General features: G+C 66.8%; 19 protein-coding genes and 1 other RNA gene. 8 read left to right on the top strand and 12 right to left on the bottom strand.

Annotated elements, in window-relative coordinates; all coding sequences use genetic code 11:
• Positions 1-60 precede the first annotated feature (60 nt).
• From AC1DRO_RS10960 to rnpB, 5 genes are all read right to left on the bottom strand, one after another.
• A complete protein-coding gene (locus AC1DRO_RS10960) occupies positions 61-270 on the bottom strand; it encodes a hypothetical protein (protein ID WP_018773403.1) in 210 nt (69 codons plus the stop codon).
• An 88-nt stretch (positions 271-358) separates the two neighbouring features.
• Positions 359-1,849 carry a glyceraldehyde-3-phosphate dehydrogenase gene (locus AC1DRO_RS10965; protein WP_476950817.1) on the bottom strand — a complete coding sequence of 497 codons (1,491 nt, stop codon included), beginning with the start codon at positions 1,847-1,849 and terminating at the stop codon, positions 359-361.
• Between the two features lie 229 nt (positions 1,850-2,078).
• Positions 2,079-3,749 (bottom strand): GMC family oxidoreductase, encoded by a 1,671-nt coding sequence (locus AC1DRO_RS10970; RefSeq protein WP_476950818.1) that lies wholly within the window; start codon positions 3,747-3,749, stop codon positions 2,079-2,081.
• Between the two features lie 196 nt (positions 3,750-3,945).
• A complete protein-coding gene (locus tag AC1DRO_RS10975) occupies positions 3,946-4,977 on the bottom strand; it encodes a capsular polysaccharide synthesis protein (protein WP_476950819.1) in 1,032 nt (343 codons plus the stop codon).
• A 189-nt stretch (positions 4,978-5,166) separates the two neighbouring features.
• An RNA gene (gene rnpB / locus AC1DRO_RS10980) (RNase P RNA component class A) lies at positions 5,167-5,560 on the bottom strand.
• 112 nt (positions 5,561-5,672) lie between these two features.
• On the opposite strand from rnpB, the gene AC1DRO_RS10985 reads away from it, so the two are divergent.
• Genes AC1DRO_RS10985 through AC1DRO_RS10995 form a run of 3 tightly spaced genes read left to right on the top strand, consistent with a single transcriptional unit; the run spans position 5,673 to position 8,225 of the window.
• The gene (locus tag AC1DRO_RS10985) at positions 5,673-6,518 is read left to right on the top strand and encodes a slipin family protein (RefSeq protein ID WP_476950820.1); all 846 of its coding nucleotides are present in this window, start codon (positions 5,673-5,675) and stop codon (positions 6,516-6,518) included.
• A 27-nt stretch (positions 6,519-6,545) separates the two neighbouring features.
• The gene (locus AC1DRO_RS10990) at positions 6,546-7,436 is read left to right on the top strand and encodes an alpha/beta hydrolase (protein WP_476950821.1); all 891 of its coding nucleotides are present in this window, start codon (positions 6,546-6,548) and stop codon (positions 7,434-7,436) included.
• 24 nt (positions 7,437-7,460) lie between these two features.
• A complete protein-coding gene (locus tag AC1DRO_RS10995; protein ID WP_476950822.1) occupies positions 7,461-8,225 on the top strand; it encodes a YaaA family protein in 765 nt (254 codons plus the stop codon).
• Between the two features lie 15 nt (positions 8,226-8,240).
• Here AC1DRO_RS10995 and AC1DRO_RS11000 read toward each other — a convergent pair whose 3' ends face one another.
• Both AC1DRO_RS11000 and AC1DRO_RS11005 read right to left on the bottom strand, forming a co-directional pair.
• Positions 8,241-8,978, bottom strand: a complete 738-nt coding sequence (locus AC1DRO_RS11000) for a zinc ribbon domain-containing protein (protein ID WP_243177190.1) — start codon at positions 8,976-8,978, stop codon at positions 8,241-8,243.
• A 123-nt stretch (positions 8,979-9,101) separates the two neighbouring features.
• Positions 9,102-10,025 carry a Nif3-like dinuclear metal center hexameric protein gene (locus tag AC1DRO_RS11005; RefSeq protein ID WP_476950823.1) on the bottom strand — a complete coding sequence of 308 codons (924 nt, stop codon included), beginning with the start codon at positions 10,023-10,025 and terminating at the stop codon, positions 9,102-9,104.
• Between the two features lie 99 nt (positions 10,026-10,124).
• Here AC1DRO_RS11005 and msrA point away from each other — a divergent pair, with 99 nt between their 5' ends.
• The 3 genes from msrA (at position 10,125) to epsC (ending at position 12,269) form a co-directional block, all read left to right on the top strand.
• Positions 10,125-10,649: a peptide-methionine (S)-S-oxide reductase MsrA gene (gene msrA / locus AC1DRO_RS11010; protein ID WP_476950824.1), complete on the top strand. Its 525-nt coding sequence runs from the start codon at positions 10,125-10,127 to the stop codon at positions 10,647-10,649.
• Positions 10,650-10,714: 65 nt separating this feature from the next.
• Positions 10,715-11,650, top strand: a complete 936-nt coding sequence (gene cysK / locus AC1DRO_RS11015) for a cysteine synthase A (RefSeq protein WP_476950825.1) — start codon at positions 10,715-10,717, stop codon at positions 11,648-11,650.
• Between the two features lie 34 nt (positions 11,651-11,684).
• A complete protein-coding gene (gene epsC, locus AC1DRO_RS11020; protein ID WP_090953239.1) occupies positions 11,685-12,269 on the top strand; it encodes a serine O-acetyltransferase EpsC in 585 nt (194 codons plus the stop codon).
• Between the two features lie 6 nt (positions 12,270-12,275).
• Here epsC and AC1DRO_RS11025 read toward each other — a convergent pair whose 3' ends face one another.
• Both AC1DRO_RS11025 and gndA read right to left on the bottom strand, forming a co-directional pair.
• A complete protein-coding gene (locus tag AC1DRO_RS11025) occupies positions 12,276-13,109 on the bottom strand; it encodes an oxidoreductase (protein ID WP_476950826.1) in 834 nt (277 codons plus the stop codon).
• Positions 13,110-13,224: 115 nt separating this feature from the next.
• Positions 13,225-14,661: an NADP-dependent phosphogluconate dehydrogenase gene (gene gndA, locus AC1DRO_RS11030; protein WP_476950827.1), complete on the bottom strand. Its 1,437-nt coding sequence runs from the start codon at positions 14,659-14,661 to the stop codon at positions 13,225-13,227.
• 276 nt (positions 14,662-14,937) lie between these two features.
• On the opposite strand from gndA, the gene AC1DRO_RS11035 reads away from it, so the two are divergent.
• Positions 14,938-15,666 (top strand): FadR/GntR family transcriptional regulator, encoded by a 729-nt coding sequence (locus tag AC1DRO_RS11035; RefSeq protein WP_028277812.1) that lies wholly within the window; start codon positions 14,938-14,940, stop codon positions 15,664-15,666.
• A 38-nt stretch (positions 15,667-15,704) separates the two neighbouring features.
• Here the strand turns inward: AC1DRO_RS11035 and AC1DRO_RS11040 are convergent, their stop codons facing one another.
• Genes AC1DRO_RS11040 through AC1DRO_RS11050 form a run of 3 tightly spaced genes read right to left on the bottom strand, consistent with a single transcriptional unit; the run spans position 15,705 to position 18,505 of the window.
• A complete protein-coding gene (locus AC1DRO_RS11040) occupies positions 15,705-16,769 on the bottom strand; it encodes an L-idonate 5-dehydrogenase (protein WP_476950828.1) in 1,065 nt (354 codons plus the stop codon).
• Entirely contained in the window at positions 16,769-17,539 is a 771-nt protein-coding gene (locus AC1DRO_RS11045) for an SDR family oxidoreductase (RefSeq protein ID WP_079554757.1), read from the bottom strand. Before AC1DRO_RS11045 ends, AC1DRO_RS11040 begins: the two co-directional genes overlap by 1 nt.
• Before the next feature lie 3 nt (positions 17,540-17,542).
• The gene (locus AC1DRO_RS11050; protein ID WP_476950829.1) at positions 17,543-18,505 is read right to left on the bottom strand and encodes an NAD(P)-dependent oxidoreductase; all 963 of its coding nucleotides are present in this window, start codon (positions 18,503-18,505) and stop codon (positions 17,543-17,545) included.
• A 65-nt stretch (positions 18,506-18,570) separates the two neighbouring features.
• Here AC1DRO_RS11050 and AC1DRO_RS11055 point away from each other — a divergent pair, with 65 nt between their 5' ends.
• The gene (locus AC1DRO_RS11055) at positions 18,571-19,635 is read left to right on the top strand and encodes a D-2-hydroxyacid dehydrogenase (RefSeq protein ID WP_476950830.1); all 1,065 of its coding nucleotides are present in this window, start codon (positions 18,571-18,573) and stop codon (positions 19,633-19,635) included.
• The last annotated feature ends 161 nt before the right edge of the window (positions 19,636-19,796 follow it).

The following is a 19,796-nucleotide window of genomic DNA, read 5'->3' on the forward strand; positions in this document are numbered from 1 at the left end:
ACGCCACCCCACTCGGGCGGTTGTCCACAGTGTTGGGGACCGGTGGCGGAACGCGGGGGCCTATTGCTCCCGTGTGACCCGTTTCAGATCTTCGTTGGCCAGATCCAGCAGGCCCTGGAGCTGGGTCACCCGGTCGTCGTTGACTTCACCGGACTGGCGTTTGACGAGGGCGTCGTCCAGCAGCCGCTTCGCTTCTTTCGCGTTGCTCCGCGCGACGTCCAGCGCGTGTTCCAGGGTGGTCTCGTGTTCAACAGCCGGGTTCGGTTCCATGGCTCCATTGTGGTTCCCTTTCCCGGCCGATTCCAGTGCATCGGCCGGGAAAGAGGGAACATGTCCCGGTCAGGGACGTTCGCCCTGCTTAGACCTCGACGGGCAGCCCTGCGGCCTCGAGGATGGACGCAGCGTCCTTGGCGGGGAAGGACGGCGGGTTGACCCCGGCCATTTCCTCCATGACGCGGACCACCTGGCAGCTGTAGCCGAACTCGTTGTCGTACCAGACGTACAGCACGAGGTTCTTGTCGTTGGAGATGGTGGCCAGGCCGTCGACGATGCCTGCCCGGCGTGAGCCGACGAAGTCCGTGGAGACAACCTCGGGCGAATCGATGTAGTCGATCTGCTTGCGCAGCTCGGAGTGCAGCGACATTTCCCGCAGGTAGTCGTTGACCTCGTCCTTCGTGGTGCCGTTCTCCAGGTTCAGGTTCAGGATGGCCAGCGAGACGTCCGGGGTGGGGACGCGGATGGAGCTGCCCGTGAGCTTGCCGAGCAGTTCCGGCAGGGCCTTGGCCACGGCCTTGGCTGCACCAGTCTCGGTGATCACCATGTTCAGCGCGGCAGAGCGTCCACGGCGGTCGCCCTTGTGGAAGTTGTCGATCAGGTTCTGATCGTTCGTGAAGGAGTGGACCGTCTCCACGTGGCCATGCACCACGCCGTAGCGGTCGTTGATCGCCTTGAGCACAGGGGTGATGGCGTTCGTGGTGCAGGACGCCGCCGAGACGATCGTGTCCGAGCCGTCGATGGTGCCGTGGTTGATGCCGTGCACGATGTTCTTCAACTCGCCCTTGCCCGGTGCGGTGAGGAGAACGCGGGCAACACCCTTGCTCACCAGGTGCTGGGACAGGCCCTCGGCGTCGCGCCAGCGGCCCGTGTTGTCCACGACGAGAGCGTCGTGGATGCCGTAGGCGGTGTAGTCCACCGTGGAGGGGTTGTCCGAGTAGATGACCTGGATCTGGACGCCGTTGGCCGTGATGGTGTCATTTTCGAGGTCAACCTTGATGGTGCCTTCGAATGAGCCATGGACGGAGTCGCGGCGCAGCAGGCTCGCGCGCTTGGCAAGGTCGTTGTCTGAACCGCGGCGGACCACGATGGCACGCAGGCGCAGGCCGTGGCCGCCGCCTGCCTTTTCGATCAGGAGCCGGGCCAGGAGCCGGCCGATGCGGCCGAAGCCGTAGAGGACGACGTCGGTGCTGGTGCGGTCGTCGCCGCCGCGCTTGCCGACAACCTCGGCGAGTTCGGCGCGGAGGAACTCATCCAGGCTGGCGCCGTCGCCCTCGGCGCGGTATTTCTCGGTGAGGCGGGCAATGTCGATCGCCGCGGCGCCGAGGTCCAGCTTGGTCAGGGCCTCCAGCAGCGGGGCCGTCTCCTCGAGGCGCAGTTCTTCCTTGCTCATCCTGCGGGCGAAGCGGTGGGCCTTGAGGATATTCATGGTGGACTTGTTGATCAGGCTGCGTCCGTGGATGGAGGTCACCACGTTGTTCTCGCGGTACAGCCGGCCGATCACGGGGATCATCGCCTCGGCGAGTGCCTCACGGCCCATCCACGTATCAAGACAAGAATCTGACGTCTGGCTCACAGAACTACCTTCCTAGAATCCACCCCCTACGTCCTCGTAGGGGGAAGTCGGCCGCCGGAGGGTGTCCGGTACCGGGCACCGGCGGGGATTCGGTCCACCCCGGGCGCCTCATCGAGCGCAAAGAAAAACCGCCGGCTGCGAACGCAGACCCGGCGGCAGAACTTCTACGTTCACCATCAATTCTACGGGCGGCCAGGCAGGGTGGGGTGCCTGTTGCGCGTGAATTGACTCACACACTGTCCGGGGCCACGTCGAAGTCGGCAAAACCATCCGCGCCGGGCGCCAGCCCCGCTGCGTCCTCAAGGATCATGTCGACGGCCTTTTCCGCGATCATGATGGTGGGTGCCTGCGTGTTGGCACTGACCAGCCGCGGCATGATCGAGGAGTCAACGACCCGCAGTCCCTCCAGCCCGTGGACCTTCAGCCGCGGGGAGACAACGGAATCGTCGGTGGTACCCATGGCGCACGTGCCGACCGGGTGGTACGAGGTCCGTCCGTAGGAGCGCACGAAATTCACGTACTCGTCGCGGGTTGCCACCCGGGAGCCGTCGCCGATGTGCTCCTTCTGGATGAACGCCGCCATCGATGACTGTTCCATGATCTGCCGGCTCTGCTGCACGCCGGCGATCGTCATCTCCAGATCGTAGTCATCCGCCAGGAAATTCGGATCGATGAGCGGTGTCATTGTGGGATCCGAGGACGCGACGCGGACTGCCCCCCGGCTGCGGGGGCGCAGGAAGTACGAGTTCAGCGTCGCCCCGAATCCGGGCCGCAGCGACGCAATGCCCGGCTCCGACCTCGCCGCGGGCAGGAAGTGGAACTGCAGGTCCGGGGTCTTCTCATCTGTGTTGGCGTAGCTGAAGCCACCGGCCTCGACGAGGTTGGACGCGAACGGTCCCGAGCGGAAAACCAGATACTCGAGGCCCGCCAGGACTGTCGCCGGCCGCACCCGATTGAACCGGTCCAGGCTGTGGTCATCGGTGAGTTCGTAGATGATGTCCAGGTCAAGGTGGTCCTGCAGGTTCTTCCCGACCCCGGGCAGGGCGTGGAGCATGTCGATGCCGGCGGGAGCAAGGTCTGCCGGGTCGCCGATGCCTGAAAGCTGCAGCAACTTGGGCGAGCCAAACGCGCCGCCGGCGATCAGCACCTCGCGCCGGGCACCGTAGGTTCGCGCGACTCCGCCTTCAATCGCCTGGATGCCGACGGCGCGGCCATTCTTGATGACCACCTTGGAGACGGTCACATTGACGCGGACAGTGAGATTGGGCCGCCTGCGCGCGGGTTTCAGATAGGCGACGGCTGCGCTGCACCGGCGGCCATTCCTGGTGGTGGTCTGATAGAAGCCAACGCCGAGCTGCTTCGCCCCGTTAAAATCGTTGTTGTAGGGCAGCCCGAACTCCTGGCCCGCCTGCACGAATGCCGCCGAGAGCGTGTGCGGACGCCGGAGATCCGAGACGCCGAGGGGCCCTGTGGTTCCATGGTGGGGTCCTGAGAGCCTGGTGTTTGACTCCGAGCGAATAAAATACTTGGACACCTCGGCGGCGGACCAGCCCTCACATCCGTAGTCCCCGGCCCACCCGTCGTAGTCCCCAGCCACGCCGCGGGTGAAGACCTGGGAGTTGATGGACCCGCCGCCGCCAAGCCCGCGGCCTTGAGGGAGCGGGATGCTGCGGCCGTTGCTGTGCTTTTGCGGAACACTGCTATACGCCCACTGGTACGGTCCTCCCTTCAATCTCGGGAAGCCCGCGGGCATATGGATGAAAGGATGGCGGTCGGATCTGCCCGCCTCCAGCAAAAGCACACGGACTGAGGGGTCTTCACTCAATCTGCCAGCCAGAACGCTGCCGCCGGTACCACCCCCGGCGATCACATAGTCGTACTCAGCATCGTCCGGCACCATGACTCCTCAACCATCGCCGAAACTACCGCTCCTTGAAGCGTTGATTGAAGTGTGTTAGTTAAGCGGGCATGATGTCAAGCATCCGGGCTGGCGTGCAAAGCCGCAAGGAGGCGGCACGCGGCGGAACCGGCACTGGCACCGGATGGCCCCCATCCTCACATTGCAGGTGCTTCCGGGGGCCAAATGCGCGCTTTGGCTACGAGGCGGTGTTTTGACTCGTGCTCAAGAATGATCCATGGACCAGCTCATGGAATACAGTACCCGGGCCTACGTCTGCAGGGTCCGGTTTGTAGGAGAGCTTGTGCACAATGCTGGCACTGACGATCTTTTCGGCGTCGACGTCTTCCGCGCGGCGCTTGAGCACCCGGCCAAAGGTGCGTGGATCGTACGCCGGCCGGGGTACCTTCGACCAAATCCGGTCCGAACGCCTATCCAGCATATGCACTAGTTGGAAGATGAAATGGAGATAGAAGTAGGTCACCGGCCTGTCAAAGACACGCCAATACAGACGCAGTGAATCCCTGACGAGATGAGTCAGATAGTGTCCGGGACGACTGGCCAGGAACCAGCTGGAAATGGTTTTTTCCTTGGTTTCGAACGCGAAAAACCCTGCCTCGCCTACCAGTTCGTCGAAGTGATCCTGGAGACGCACGGTGGGCAAGCACGTGGCATCGATCCAGATGCCGCCGTGCTTGGCGAGGAGCTCAAACCTCAGAACGTCCGAGAACGCGGTTCGGTTGTCTCCCAGCATTTCCCGCAGGCCGGGCGGCAGCTCAACCCAGTCCGACAAATTTTCGTCTGTTAGGACCACGATGTCATCGGCGTTATGCAGGCGGTGGAGCTCCGCGTGGCAGAACCTCACGATCTCAGGAGCATTCTCGAAACCCTGCCCCCAATAGACAAAGATCTTCGGCGTCCAATCCTCAGGCACCACATACTCTGCATTGAACACTTTGGCGTCCCGGGCCATTGGAGCCATGCGGAGGCGAAGGAGGTTCCTTAGCTGCACGCGCGCCCGGAAGGCCCGTGGCGATTCTGCCAGAAGGTCCCAATCGTCTTGGCACGCATAGACGTCCTTCTCCAACGCTTCGGCAAAGAGCTTCCGCGCCTGCTCTTTTGTCTCTTTTTGTCGCGCTGCGATGGTTCCTGCACGATTAATACGATCAATTTCGCGACGCAGCTCAAAGCCCGATGTCAAGGTTTCCCCCCATTTGTTCGATGTGTCCAATGATCCTGCTGGCGGCCAGCCTGCCTGATGCACGGCCGGACCGTGCTCCCCGCCAAGCGTGAACGGCGGGGCTTCCACCAGCCAAGCCCCAGGAACTTCGTCAGCGCCCCAGCACGACTGTCATTACGACAATATTAGGGCCTGGAACCCGGCCCGCCACATCGGCCTCTTCGCGGTAACCGGAGTGAATGGATGGGTTGACCGATACGCCGGGTTCTGTGTTCCCGCGCTGTTGCCGGCGCGGGAGTAGCGGCCATCCATCTACGGACGCCGTTGCCGACGCCCTCCAGCGGCCTACCCGGACACTCGGGCGAGCAGCCCTCAAACGTGCCCTGTCTGGCCTTGCTCCGGGTGGGGTTTACCTAGCCTTCCCGGTCACCCGGGAAGCTGGTGGTCTCTTACACCACCGTTTCACCCTTACCTGCCCTGCTGCCTGTGCAAGCACACGCCGCATGGAGGCGGTCTATTCTCTGTGGCACTGGCCTGCGGGTTACCCCGAGTGGGCGTTACCCACCACCCTGCTCTGCGGAGCCCGGACGTTCCTCGAGCCACTTGCGTGACGCGCGGCCGCCTGGTCAACCCATCCGCTGTCCAGTCTACGTTCTCCCGGCCGGCGCAGCCGCACCGCGGCCTTTCGGGGCCGCCGGTGGGAGAATTTAAGCAGGGTTCCTGCTACTCAAGGAAGAGTGATCCCGGTGAACTGGACCGCCATCATCATCTGGCTGTTGGCCATCGTCCTGGTGGCTATTCTCGCCAAGATGTCGATCAAGATTGTGCGCCAGTACGAACAGGGCGTCCTGTTCCGCCTGGGCCGGGTGGTCGCGGTACGGATGCCCGGCCTGCGGTTCATCATCCCGGTGGTGGACCGGCTTCAGCTGGTGAGCCTGCGGATCGTGACAATGCCGATCCAGTCACAGGGCATCATCACCCAGGACAACGTCAGCGTCGATATCTCGGCAGTGGCGTACTACCGGGTGATCGACTCCGTGAAGTCCGTCGTGGCGATCGAAGACGTGGCCGCGGCCATCAACCAGATCGCCCAGACCACCCTGCGGAAAGTGGTCGGCCGCCACAGCCTGGACCAGACGCTGTCGGAGACTGAGCGCATCAACAGCGACATTCGGATAATCCTGGACGCGATGACCCTGGAATGGGGTGTCGAAGTGACGCTCGTCGAACTCAAGGACATCCAGCTCCCGGAGAGCATGAAGCGGGCGATGGCCCGGCAGGCGGAGGCCGAGCGGGAGAAGCGGGCGAAGATCATTTCGGCCGAAGGAGAGGCGATCGCCGCCGTGGCGCTCGGCGCGGCATCTGACACGATGATGGCCCACCCGGTAGCCCTGCAGTTGCGGAATCTTCAGTCACTTGTCGAGATCGGGGTGGACAAGAACTCAACCGTCGTCTTCCCGGCGCCCCTGATGAGCACCATCGCCGAACTGGCCGCTTTCCTGGCACGCGAGGACCATGTGGCCAAGACAGCGATGCCGGCGACGGCGACGCCAGAGGCAACGACACCGGCGCCACCGATCAAAGCGGCATAGCGTCCGCGTCAGGCCTACTATCGAGGAATGGACGAGTCTGCCCTGACCCGGCGCCGGCTGCTTGAGCTGGCAGGGATCGGCTTGGGCGTGTCCGCGCTCACCGCCTGCACAGGCGGCATCCCGCCTCCCGACACCTCTGCGCGCATGCCAACCGGTACCCTGACAGCGCCGCCGGCTCCCCCGGCGCGGCTCAGAGTCCGGACGAGCTCAGGTTCGTTCCTCTCGGCTTTCCGCCCCGGAATCTCCACCCGTTGGTCGCTGGCTGCACCCGAATTGCCGCCCGGCGGCTCGCAGCCCGAATTGCCCGTGGCAGTGTTTCTCCACGGACTGGGCGGCAGCCACGCCGTCCTGCTGGAGGACCTGGCGGCCCACGAGCCCCTCCAACGGCACCTCGACGACGGCGGCACACCCTTCGCGATGGCTGCGGTGGACGGCGGAAACACGTGGTGGCACCGCCGCGCCGACGGCAGCGACACCCAGTCGATGCTGGTGAAGGAGTTTGTTCCGCTCCTGGGCAGCCAGGGCTACGACCTTGGCAGGATCGGCCTCGTCGGCATCTCCATGGGAGGCTTCGGCGCCCTCCTCCTGGCCTCGCAGGGCCGGCTGCCCGGAGTCCGCGCCGTCGCGGCCATGAGTCCGGCGGTCTGGGACCACTACGACCCCCGGGAGGGATCCGCCTTCGACGGACCGGCCGATTTCGCGGCACATGACGTGTTCGCGCTCCGGTCCCGGCTCGCGGCGGTGCCGAAACGGATCGACTGCGGCACCGGGGACGATCTTGCCGCCACGGTCCATGCGTACCGTGCAGGACTGCCGGGCTACGTCGAGGGTGGTTTCCGGCCCGGCGGCCACGATAGCAGCTACTGGCGGTCCGTCCTGCCCGAGGTGGTGTCATTTTTGGGCGTCAACCTCGCCTGAACCCGCCGCCGGTAGGATCGTACGGTGCTAATTCTGTTGCCGCCCTCCGAGGGCAAGACTCCCGTTGCGCGCGGGGACGCCGCCGACTGGGGCGCCTTGAGCTTTCCCGCCCTCAACAGCTCCCGCGCCAAGGTCCTGGAGGCGCTCGGCACCGTCAGCGCCCACGCGGACGCGCTGGCGCTTCTGGGCGTCGGCGCTTCCCTGAGCGCCGACGTCGAACGCAATACGCGGCTGCACGCGGAACCTGCCGCCCCGGCCCACCAGGTGTATTCCGGGGTGCTCTTTGACGCCCTCGGCTACAACTCGCTGACCCCGGCGCAGCGGAGGAAGGCCGACGAATCGGTGCTGGTGGTCTCCGCCCTGTGGGGCGCCATCCGCTTCGCCGACCGCGTGCCCGCCTACCGGCTGTCGATGGGGACTTCGCTGCCCGACGTCGGACGGCTCGCCTCATTCTGGAAGCCGCAACTGAACGACGCCCTGGCGGCGGCCACTACGGGTGAGTTGTTAGTGGATTGCCGGTCCAGCACCTACGCCGCGGCGTGGACTCCGCCGCCGGAACAGACGGTGGCCGTGAACGTCTTCACCGAGACCGCCGGCGTGCGCAAGGTGGTCAGCCACTTTGCCAAGCACACCCGGGGCGAACTGGCACGGCATTTGCTCAGCCGCCGGGGCAAGGCGCCCCAAACCCCCGCACAGCTGCAGAAGGCGGCGGCGGAGAAGTGGGTTGCCGAACTCGTTGAGGGCACGGCCCGGAAGCCTCACACCCTGAACATCATCCTGCCGAGCTGACGCGCAGGCGGGTGCTTAGGCCCACTCGGACGAGCGCACAAGGATGCAGCCGGAGTCCGGGCAGAACACGATGTCGTCCTCGGCTGCGGCCTTGATCTCGGCCAGGTCGCCCGGGCTCAGGTGCATGCCGGAGCCTTCCGAGGTGCCGTGGAAGAGCCGGGCAGCGCCGACGCCACGCTTGGCCAAAGTCTTCTCGTAGACGGCGAGCATTCCGGCGTCGAGTCCGGCGGCGAACTCGGCACGCTGCCCGCGCACCACCGTGGCTTCGGCGGCAATCTCGGCCAGCTGCTCGTCCAGCTCGGCACGGATGGAGCCGAAGGAGCCTTGGATGTCGTCCACAATCTGCTGCTGGGCCGCCTGGCGGGCGCGGAGCGAGTCGAGCCGTTCGAGGACTTCGAGCTCCACGTCCTCGAGGTCCGAGCGGCGCTTGTTCAGGGAGACAAGGTCCCGCTGCAGGGCGACGAGGTCCTTGGACAGCCCCGTGCCGCTGTTGAGCCTGGCCTCGTCGCGTTCGATCCGGGAGGCGACCTGCTCGACGTCGGCCTCTGAGCGCTTGAGCTCCAGTTCAGCATCGTGGACGGCCACCTTCGCGGCACCGAGCTCACCGTTGGCCACGCTGAGGGCGGCTTCCAGGTCCGTGATGCGGGAATCGCTTTCAAGGCTTCGCCGGCGGTTGGACAAGGACTTGAGCTTGGCATCGAGTCCCTGCAATTCGAGCAACTTCAACTGTTCCGCCGGTGCTGCCTTGGCCACTATTTACCTCCGCTAAATCCAATCCGGCCGAAGCCGGGCACCGTCCCGGCGCTCCTTAGACTCTAGCGCCTAGCGTACTCCCCGGCCTCGCTACGCTCACCCGGGGCCCCTCGCACGCCAGGCTTAGCCCGGAGTCAGAATGAAGTCCCACGGGTCGCTGTTGGTGCTGCTCACCCGGATCTCGACATCATGGCCCTGGTCGCTGAGCACATTGCCCAGCGCTTCGGCGGCCGCAGGCAGCCACAGCCATTCGCTGGCGAAGTGGGAAACGTCGATCAGGTACGGCCGGTCGTTGACCGCCGCCTCCCGGGCTTCCGATGCCGGGTGGTGCCGCAGGTCCGCCGTGACGTAGACGTCCGCGTTGCTCGCCCGCACCTCGCCGAAGAGGGAATCGCCGGCGCCGCCGCAGACAGCCACCCGCCGGATCAGCCCGTCCCGGTCCCCCGAGACACGCACGCCGCCAGCCACCGAGGGCAGGATGCCGTACACGCGGGCCGCGAAATCACCCAGCGTCAGGACCTCGTCGAGGTCGCCGACGCGGCCGATGCCTTCCTCGGGGAGCCCGTTCGCGGCCGGCGTCAGCGGGGCCACGTTCTGCAGGCCCAGCGCGTCCGCCAGGACGTCGGAAACGCCCCCGACGGCGGAGTCACCGTTGGTGTGCACGGTCAGCAGCGCGGTCCCGGACTCGATGAGACGGTGCACGGCCTTGCCCTTGGCCGTATTCGCAGCCACGGACGTCACGCCCTTGAGCAGCAGCGGATGGTGCGTGATGAGCAGCTCGGCACCGAAGTCGATCGCTTCCTCGATCACGTCAATTGTCGGATCGACCGCGAACATGACCCGGTGCACCTCGGCGCCCGGATGGCCCGCCACGAGGCCCACCTCGTCCCAGTCCTCGGCCAGCGACTCGGGCCAGAGCTCCTCCACGGCCAGCTGGATCATGCCCAGCGTCGCGGAGCCGGAGGCCTCACCGGCGCCAGTATCGCCGTCGACGGCGGCAGCAGGGCGGTCGGATTCCGCTGAAACATCGGTGTTCACAGGTTCCATACCCCCATTTTTACCCTATCCGCGCGCGCCCCGGTCACTCGTAACACTCCCGTAAGGTGGGTGGGGAATCATCGGGGCCCTCGAACCATTGAACAGTGCATGAGAACTTTTGTGCTCGGCGGAGGCTGCTTCTGGTGCCTCGACGCCGTCTACCAGAAAACCAAGGGCGTCAGCTCGGTCGTCTCGGGCTACACCGGCGGCCATGACCACAACCCCGACTACTACTCTGTGTGCTCCGGGACCACAGGCCACGCCGAGGTGGTGGCGGTGACATTCGACGAGGACGTCATTCCCGCCGAAGTCATCCTGGACATGTTCTTCGCCCTCCACGACCCAACCACGCTGAACCGGCAGGGCTACGACGTCGGGACCCAGTACCGTTCCTCAATGTTTTACGAGACCACCGAGGAAAAGATCCTGTTCGAGGAGGCGATCGAACGGAACCAGGCCCTGTGGCGGCACCCGATCGTCACCGAGGTCAGCCGGCTGCCGAAGTTCCATGTGGCCGAGGAAATCCACCAGGACTTCTTCGCCAAGTACCCGGAGCAGGGCTACTGCCAGGTCATCATCAACCCGAAGCTGGCTAAGGCGAGGAAATATTACTCTGCATGGCTTAATGCTTAGCTAGGGCCTGTGACCGCTCGTTAGGCTGACCTCAGTCAACCCTCTTCAAAGACAGGCATACATACATGGCACCGATCTATGACGATGTAACCCAGCTGGTGGGCGGAACTCCGCTGGTCCGGCTGAACCGGCTGACCGAAGGCCTGGACGCCACTGTGGCGGTCAAGCTGGAGTTCTACAACCCGGCCAACAGCGTCAAGGACCGGATCGGCGTCGCCATCATTGATGCTGCCGAGAAGTCCGGTGCCCTCAAGCCCGGCGGCACCATTGTCGAAGGCACGTCCGGCAACACCGGAATCGCCCTGGCCATGGTGGGCGCGGCCCGCGGCTACCGGGTCATCCTGACTATGCCGGAAACCATGTCCACCGAGCGCCGGGTCATGCTGCGCGCGTACGGCGCCGAGATTGTCCTGACCCCCGGCTCCGAGGGCATGCGCGGTGCCGTGGAGAAGGCCCAGGAGATCGTGGCCAACACGGAGAACTCCATCTGGGCCCAGCAGTTCGCCAACGAGGCCAACCCGGAGGTCCACCGCCGCACCACGGCCGAGGAAATCTGGGTCGACACCGACGGCAAGGTGGACATCTTCGTCGCCGGTGTCGGCACCGGCGGCACCGTTACCGGCGTCGGCCAGGTCCTGAAGGAACGCAAGCCGGAGGTCCAGATCGTCGCCGTCGAGCCGAAGGACTCCGCCATCCTCAACGGTGGCGCCCCGGGCCCGCACAAGATCCAGGGCCTCGGCGCGAACTTCGTCCCGGAAATCCTGGACACCAACGTCTATGACGAGGTCATCGACGCCACGCTGGAAGACTCCGTCCGCGTCGCGCGCGAGCTCGGCATCAAGGAAGGCATCCTGGGCGGCATCTCCTCCGGCGCCATCGTCTGGGCGGCCCTGGAGCTCGCCAAGCGCCCGGAGAACGCCGGTAAACTCATTGTTGCTGTGGTTTGCGACTTTGGTGAGCGTTACATCTCCACCGTGCTGTACGACGACATCCGCGGCTAAGTCCGCTGACCCACGATTGCCCAGAAAGGTCTTTGTGAGCTTCTTCGCAAGACTGAAGGAAGACCTCGACGCCGCCCGGTCCCACGACCCGGCGGCTCGAGGTTCTTTTGAGAACTTCTTCGCCTATTCCGGCCTGCACGCGATCTGGTTCCACCGCCTGACGCACCGGCTGTGGCAAAACCCGGCCCTGCGGTTCCCGGCGCGGCTCATCTCCCAACTCGCCCGGTTCCTCACCGGCATCGAGATCCACCCCGGCGCGACCATCGGCCGGCGCTTCTTCATCGACCACGGCATGGGCGTGGTCATCGGCGAGACCGCCGAGATCGGCGAGGACGTCATGATCTACCACGGCGTGACCCTCGGCGGCCGCTCGCTCGCCAAAATCAAACGCCACCCCACCATCGAGGACCGCGTGGTGATCGGTGCCGGGGCCAAGGTTCTGGGTCCCATCACCATCGGCCGGGACAGCGCCGTCGGCGCCAACGCCGTGGTGGTCAAGGATGCCCCGGCCGAATCAATCGTCACCGGCGTGCCGGCCACCTGGCGGCACCGCGACGCGCAGCGCGAGACCAAGCCCGCCGTCGACCCGGCCGAATACCTGATCGATTACCACATCTAGGGCGTCTTAGCCGGGGAACCGTTTGTAGATGTTCCAGAGGACGGCGTCGAACGCCCGGTCCGGCAGCAGGTGGCGCAGCAGCAGGATCCCCCGGGCGCTGGCACCCACCGGGTACCGCGTCTTGGGCCGCCGCGCGGTCGCGGCGTGCAGGATCGCCTCGGCCGCGAGCTCGGGCCGCGACGACGTTGCGGGGTTGTCCGTGGTGCCCAGCGCCGCCGCCACCACCTTGGCCTGGGCCGCATAGGGGCCGTTTCCGGAGCTGGCCAGCAGCCCCTGCGCCGCAATGGCGCCCCACTCGGACTGCGTCCCGGCCGGCTCGATGACGGCCACATCAATACCGTGCGGCTTGAGCTCGAGCCGCAGCGAATCGCTCAGGCCCTCCACGGCGAACTTGGTCGCGTGGTACCAGGCGCCCAGCGGCTCGTACATCTTGCCGCCGATCGATGAGATGTTGATGATCCTGCCCGAACGGGCGGCCCGCATGGCGGGGATCACGAGCTGCGTCATGCGCGCCAGGCCGAAGACGTTCACGTCGAATTGCCGCCGGCCCTCAGCCAGTTCGACCTCCTCGAGCGAACCGTACGTCCCGTAGCCGGCGTTGTTGACCAGGACGTCGATCCGGCCGTGTGCTGCCAGCACGTCCCCGACGGCGGCGCTCATCGAGGCCTCATCGGTCACGTCCAGTGCCACCACCTTGACCCCGGATGCCTTCAGCGGCTCCATCAGCTCCACCCTGCGGGCCCCGGCATAGACGGTGAAGCCGGCCGAGGCAAGCTTTTTCGCGGTTTCGAAGCCGATGCCGGTGGAGGCACCGGTGACAAATGCTACGGGCTGGGGCATGAGTTGAACTCCTAGGGCGCTGAACTCCCGGGGCAGGAGCGGTGCGGAAACACGGACGGCCGGCGCCTCCCAGCGTATCTGGAAAGCACCGGCCGTCGCGTCGGAACGGGGTGGGTCAGTGGGTGTCGACTGCCTCGATCTCGGACTTGTCCTCGCCCCAGAGGGTGTGGAACGTGCCCTCGGCGTCGACGCGGCCGTAGGTGTGCGCCCCGAAGAGGTCACGCTGGCCCTGGATGACGGCGGCCGGCAGGCGCTTGCGGCGCAGGCCGTCGTAGTAGGCCAGCGAGGAGGAGAACACCGGCACCGGGATGCCGAGCTGCACCGCGGTGGACACCACCCGGCGCCAGGCCGGAAGGACTTCGGCGATCGCCTTGGTGAACGCCGGGGCGAAGAGCAGGTTGGCCGGCTTCTCCTCAGCGGCGTAGGCCTTGGTGATCTCCTTGAGCAGTTCCGCACGGATGATGCAGCCGCCGCGCCACAGCGAGGCGATTTCATCCAGCTTCAGGTCCCAGCCGTATTCCTTGGCCGCGGAGGTGAGCATGTCCAGTCCCTGGGCGTAGGAGACCAGCTTGGAGGCGTAGAGCGCCTGGCGGACGTCCTCGACGAAGCTCTCGGAGACCTCGACGGCGGCCTCGCCGCCGGCCAGCAGCTCCTGTGCCAGCACGCGCTGCTCGGCCTGTGAGGACAGGGCCCGGGCGAAGACGGACTCGGCAATGCCCGACGTCGGGGAGCCGAGCTCAAGGGCGGAGATGACCGTCCAGCGGCCGGTGCCCTTCTGGCCGGCGGCATCCACCACGACGTCGACGAACGGCTTGCCGGTCTTCGCATCGACGTGGCCGAGGACCTCGGCGGAGATTTCGATCAGGAAGGAGGCGAGGTCACCCTTGTTCCACTCTTCGAAGATCTTGGCCTGCTCGGCCGGTTCGATCCCGGCGCCGGAGCGCAGGAGGTCGAAGGCCTCGCCGATGACCTGCATGTCGGCGTATTCGATGCCGTTGTGGACCATCTTGACGAAATGGCCGGCGCCGTCGGTGCCGATCCAGGCGCAGCAGGGCTGGCCGTCGACGTGCGCGGCGATCTTTTCCAGCAGCGGGCCGAGGGCGTCGTAGGACTCCTTGGAACCGCCCGGCATGATTGAGGGGCCGTTGAGGGCACCTTCCTCGCCACCGGAGACACCGATGCCGACGAAGTGCAGGTCCTTCTTGGCGAGCGCAGCCTCGCGGCGGCGGGTGTCCTCGTAGTGCGAGTTGCCGGCGTCGATGATGATGTCGCCCGCTTCCAGCAGCGGCTCAAGCTGCTCGATCACGGAGTCGACCGGCTTGCCGGCCTTGACCATGATCAGCACGCGGCGCGGCTTCTCCAGCGAATCAACGAGTTCCTGGAGGGTCTCGGTGCGGACGAAGTCGCCCTCATCGCCGTACTTGGCGAGCAGGGTGTCTGTCTTTTCCACGGACCGGTTGTGCAGGGCAACGGTGAAGCCGTTCCGGGCCAGGTTGCGTGCGAGGTTGGCCCCCATCACCGCGAGGCCGGTAACACCGATGTGTGCTGACATCAAAAACTCCAATTCATTTTTGTACACGATGATTTCTGTAGACCACGTGTACGGCGATTCGTCTCAGACGTTCATCTAGGACTCGGCAGGTTGCGCCGCGGAGGGCGGAACCCGCTCTTGAGGATTGTGGCTGTCCTTAAACCATATGTATATCCGCGGGCCGCGGGAAAGCCGCGCCCACGGAGCGGAATGCTGCGCGTCATAAACAGTCTATGATCACCGGCGTGCGCCCCTCCGGTCGGCCCGGACCATGCCCACCGCATTATGCTTACGACTATGTCAACCAGCCTCCACCACCGTGCCATTGAGCACCTCGGGACCCGGATCGTGGCCGGCGAGCTTCCGGCCGGTCACGTCATGCTTGCCGAGCACCTTGAGGACGAACTCAAGGTCTCCCGCTCGGTGGTCCGGGAGGCGGTCCGGGTCCTCCAGTCCCTGGGCCTGGTGGAGACCATCAAACGCGTCGGCATCCGGGTGCTGCCCTCGAACCGGTGGAACCCCTTCGACCCGCTCGTGATCCGCTGGCGGCTGGCCGGCGAAGGCCGCGGCGCCCAGCTGCGCTCCCTGGCCGAACTCCGCACCGCCGTCGAGCCGGTGGCCGCCGAGCTGGCCGCGGCCAACGCCCCCGAGGAGCTCCGCCGGGAGCTCGTGGAGATCTCGCACGCCATGCGCGACGCCGGGCAGGCCGGGGACGTGCCCCGGTTCCTCGAGCTGGACATCCTGTTCCATTCCCTGCTGCTGACCGGCTCGGGCAACGAGATGTTCGCCAACATGGTGGGCCAGGTGACCGAGACGCTGACCGGCCGCACCATCCACGGCCTGATGCCGGACCATCCGCGGGAGACGGCGCTGCGCTGGCACGTGGAGGTCGCCGAGGCCATCGCCGCCGGGGATGCCGCCGCCGCCCGCGAGGCCTCGAACCGGATCATGCGCGAGACCATTTCGGAGATGGAGCCTAGCTGGAAGAACCAGCCGCGGGTGTTTGTCCCGGTCGAGCGCCACTAACCCGCCACTGGCCGTCCCGGGCCCGACGGCGGCGCTCCTCACGCCGGTGCCGGCCTGAAGTCCAGCAGCACCTTCCCCGAAACAGCCGCGTTCCTGGCGACCTCGAACGCTTCCAGTCCGCGGTCCAGGCCAAAGGTATGGGTCACCACGGGGTCCACCCGCAGGGAGCCGTCGGCGAGCGCCGCTATGACGTCATCGATTTCGTCATTGAAGCGGAAGGAGCCCACCAGCTCCAGCTCGCGGGTAATGGCCAGGGAGATCAGGACCGGCTGCGGGCCGGAAGGCAGCAGCCCCACCATCACCACCCTGCCGCCACGGACCGCGCCCGTGATCGCCGAGGCCAGGCCCCGGTGGCTGCCCGAGGACTCGATGACGACGTCCGCCTCAACCGCGGCGATCGCCCCGGCGTCGTCCCCCTTGAGGACCGCGTCGGCCCCCACGGCACGGGCTATCTCCAGCGGCCGCTCGTGCATGTCCACGGCCACGATCCGGCCGGCGCCGGCGCGTTTGAGCACGGCCACGGCCAGGGCCCCGATGGGACCGCTGCCGATCACCAGCGCCGTCTTTCCCGCCACGGCCCCGCCGCGCGACACGGCGTGCCAGGCGACGCTGGCCGGTTCCGCCAGGGCCGCGGTCCGCAGGTCCAGCCCCGCCGGCAGCGGCCGGAGCATCCGGGCCGGCAGGTTCACATACCGGCTGAATGCCCCGTCCGTGTGCGGAAACCGTGCGGCGCTGCCCAGATAGGTGCAGCCCGGTGACAGATTCGAACGCTCCGCCGGGTACCGGGCGCCGCCCGGGCCCGGCGTGGCGGGATGCACCGCGACGGCCGTGCCGGGCCCCGGTCCCGAGCCGTCAGCGGCGGCGCGGATCACGGTCCCCACGATCTCGTGGCCCAGGACCATGGGAGCCTTGAGGACGGATTCGCCCGCGGCGCCGTGCAGCCAGTAGTGCAGGTCTGAGCCGCAGATGCCGCCGAAGGCCACGTCGATGACGGCTTCACCGGGCGCCGGCGCGGGCACGGGGATATCCTCGATCCGCAGGTCGCCCGCGGCGTGGGCCACCACGGCCGCGGCCGTGGCCGGAAGTGCTGCCACGGTGCCCATCAGACCACCACCGTCATTCCGCCGTCGATGAAGATGGTCTGGCCGTTGACGAAGTCTGACCCGTCGGAGGCCAGCCACACGGCGGGTCCGGCCAGGTCCTGCACGGTCCCCCAGCGGTGCGCGGGGGTCCGGCCCAGGATCCAGGCGTTGAACTGCTCATCGTCAACAAGGTTTTGGGTCATCTCGGTGTGGATGTAGCCCGGCGCGATCCCGTTGATCTGCAGGCCCGAGGCGGCCCATTCCGCGGTCATGGCCCGGGTCAGGTTCCGCAGACCGCCCTTCGCCGCGATGTAGGGCGCGATGGTGGGCCGGGCGAGGTCGGTCTGAACCGAGCAGATGTTGATGATCTTGCCCCGGCCCCGCGGGATCATGTGCCGGGCCGCTTCCCGCCCCACCAGGAACGCGCTGGTCAGGTCCGTGGAGATCACCCGTTCCCAGTCGGCCACGTCGAGCTCGAGCATCGGGACCCGGTGCTGGATGCCGGCGTTGTTGACCAGGATGTCCAGCGGGCCAACGTTCTCCTCCACCCAGGCGATGCCCCGGGCAGCCCCGGTGTCGCTGGTGACGTCGAAGGCGCAGCTGTGCACCCGGCCCGGCGCGTAGTCCGCGGCCATCGCGGCCTCGGCGGCCTTGAGACGCTCGGGGTTGATGCCGTTGAGCACCACGGTGGCGCCGGCGTCGGCCAGGGCCCGGGCCAGGGCGTTGCCGATTCCCCGGCTCGAACCGGTCACCAGGGCCACGCGCCCGGTCAGGTCAAAAAGTCCACTCATGGTTCACTGATCCTCATTGGTCTTTGCTGCTGTGTTGGCTGTTGGCTTGTCGCTGGGGTTGTCACGTGCGTTGTCGCTGAGGTTGGAAATGGCCTGCCGCACGACGGCGAGGTCCCGGTCCCCCAGCCCCTGGCGCTTGAGTTCCGCGTAGAGCTCGGCGCCGGCGGCCGCCATCGGCACTGCGGCACCCGCGGCCGCGGCGCTCTCGAGCACGAAGGAGAGGTCCTTGTGCATGAACTTGGCGGGTCCGGTGGGCTCGTAGTCCCTGGCGGCGAGCCGCGGGCCCACGATGTCCAGGACCCGGCTGCCCGCCAGTCCGCCCGCGAGCACCTCGTAAAGGGCGGGCACCTCCATGCCGGAGCGTTCGGCGAGCTCCGCGGCCTCGGCGAGCGCCGCCGTCGTGGTTCCCACGATCAGCTGGTTGCACGCCTTGGCGAGCGACCCCGATCCCAGCGGTCCCAGCCGCCGCACGGTGCTGCCCATCGCGCCAAAGAGCGGCAGGAGCCGGCGGAAGTCGCCGTCGCTGGCGCCCGCCATGATGGCAAGGGTGCCGTCCGCCGCGCCCTTGGTGCCGCCGCTGACGGGCGCATCAACGACGACGGCGTTGCCTCCGCTCGCCTCCGCGACCCGTGCCCCGAAGTCCCGCACGCCGGACGGCGAGACGCTGCTCATGACCACGACGGCGGTTCCGGGCGCGGGCGGGCTGGCGGTCCAGCCGGCCAGGAGCGCGGCACTCGCGTCCTCAATGTCGGACAGATCCGGCAGCATGAAGACGATGACGGGCTGGTCGCGGAGCCCCTCGACCTTGGCCACGCGCGAGCCGCCCTGGGCCTCGAAGGCGTCCAGCGCCGCCGGCGAACGGTTCCAGGCGGTGACGGTCCATCCTGCCGCGAGGAGGTTGGCGGCCATCGGCGCGCCCATCAGGCCGAGGCCGACAAACCCGGCCTCCCTGCGGTCCATCTCCATGCGTTGCCCTCACTTCGTCGTGGTTAATCTTGGAATTCTGTTCAGCATCCTAGCCTCCATTCAGTATGATGAACACTATGACGACCAAAACCACCGTCGCGATCGCCGTCCCGCTCGAAGCAGAGCTGGTGGACCGCATCCGCGCCGTAGATCCGTCCGTGACCGTCCTCTACGACCCCGAGCTCTTGCCGCCGGAACGTTTTCCCGCCGACCATGCGGGTGACCCGGACTTCCGCCGGACGCCGGAACAGGAAGAGCGCTACTGGGACATGCTCAACACGGCCCAGGTCCTGTACGGGCTCCCCAACGAAAGCCCGGCAGGCCTCGCCCGGATCGCCGGCAGCAATCCCCGGCTTGAGTGGATCCATGCCATGGCGGCCGGCGCCGGCGGTGCCGTGAAGGCATCGGGGCTGGACGCCGCGACGCTGCAGAAGTTCAGGGTCACCACCTCGGCCGGGGTGCACGCCCTGCCGCTCGCCGAGTTCGCCGCCCTGGGCATCCTCAACGGCTTCAAGCGCAGCGCCGAGCTGGCCCAGGACCAGGCGGCCAAGCTCTGGCCCGAGCTCCGCACCCCCACCCGCCTGGTCAACGGCTCCCGCCTGGTGGTCACCGGGCTCGGCGAGATCGGGCTCGAGACCGCACGGATCGCCCGCGCCCTGGGCATGAGCGTCAGCGGGACCAAACGGACCGTGGAGGCCATCGACGGGATCGAGACGGTCACGGACAACGACGGCCTCGCCGGCCTGCTGGGCACCGCCGACGCCGTCGTCAATACCCTGCCCGGTACGCCGTACACCGAGAAGCTCTTCAGCCGCGAGGTCTTCGCCGCAATGAAGCCCGGAACGGTCTTCGTCAACGTGGGCCGCGGCACCGTGGTGGATGAAGAGGCGCTTCTGGAGGCCCTGGGCAACGGCCAGGTCTCCTATGCCTGCCTCGATGTCTTCGCCGTGGAGCCACTGCCGCAGGACAGCCCGCTGTGGACCCACCCCAGGGTGATGGTGTCCCCGCACACCTCGGCGCTCAGTGCCGCCGAAAACCGGCTGATCACCGAACGTTTCTGCAGCAACCTGCGGACCTACCTCGACGGCGGCGAACTCCCCCACCAGGTGGACACGGTGCACTTCTACTGAGTCCACTCTTTCGCACTGCACTAGCGCCGCGGCGCACACAGGGCGGCCCACCGGAAACGGTGGGCCGCCCTTTGCGTTGGGCGAGGCGGGTTCCGCCCGTCGACGTGGTATTCGGGTCGCGCAGAAACGGCCGTGGCCCCTTCCTGGGTGGAAGGGGCCAC

This window comes from Arthrobacter sp. P4_F11 (assembly GCF_056401395.1).

Excerpts from the sequence above, each read along its gene's own strand:
- AC1DRO_RS10960 (WP_018773403.1), bottom strand. The coding sequence starts at position 270 with ATGGAACCGAACCCGGCTGTTGAACACGAGACCACCCTGGAACACGCG.
- AC1DRO_RS10970 (WP_476950818.1), bottom strand. The coding sequence starts at position 3,749 with ATGGTGCCGGACGATGCTGAGTACGACTATGTGATCGCCGGGGGTGGT.
- AC1DRO_RS10990 (WP_476950821.1), top strand. The coding sequence starts at position 6,546 with ATGGACGAGTCTGCCCTGACCCGGCGCCGGCTGCTTGAGCTGGCAGGG.
- AC1DRO_RS11005 (WP_476950823.1), bottom strand. The coding sequence starts at position 10,025 with ATGGAACCTGTGAACACCGATGTTTCAGCGGAATCCGACCGCCCTGCT.
- msrA (WP_476950824.1), top strand. The coding sequence starts at position 10,125 with ATGAGAACTTTTGTGCTCGGCGGAGGCTGCTTCTGGTGCCTCGACGCC.
- cysK (WP_476950825.1), top strand. The coding sequence starts at position 10,715 with ATGGCACCGATCTATGACGATGTAACCCAGCTGGTGGGCGGAACTCCG.
- AC1DRO_RS11025 (WP_476950826.1), bottom strand. The coding sequence starts at position 13,109 with ATGCCCCAGCCCGTAGCATTTGTCACCGGTGCCTCCACCGGCATCGGC.
- gndA (WP_476950827.1), bottom strand. The coding sequence starts at position 14,661 with ATGTCAGCACACATCGGTGTTACCGGCCTCGCGGTGATGGGGGCCAAC.
- AC1DRO_RS11035 (WP_028277812.1), top strand. The coding sequence starts at position 14,938 with ATGTCAACCAGCCTCCACCACCGTGCCATTGAGCACCTCGGGACCCGG.
- AC1DRO_RS11040 (WP_476950828.1), bottom strand. The coding sequence starts at position 16,769 with ATGGGCACCGTGGCAGCACTTCCGGCCACGGCCGCGGCCGTGGTGGCC.
- AC1DRO_RS11045 (WP_079554757.1), bottom strand. The coding sequence starts at position 17,539 with ATGAGTGGACTTTTTGACCTGACCGGGCGCGTGGCCCTGGTGACCGGT.
- AC1DRO_RS11050 (WP_476950829.1), bottom strand. The coding sequence starts at position 18,505 with ATGGAGATGGACCGCAGGGAGGCCGGGTTTGTCGGCCTCGGCCTGATG.
- AC1DRO_RS11055 (WP_476950830.1), top strand. The coding sequence starts at position 18,571 with ATGATGAACACTATGACGACCAAAACCACCGTCGCGATCGCCGTCCCG.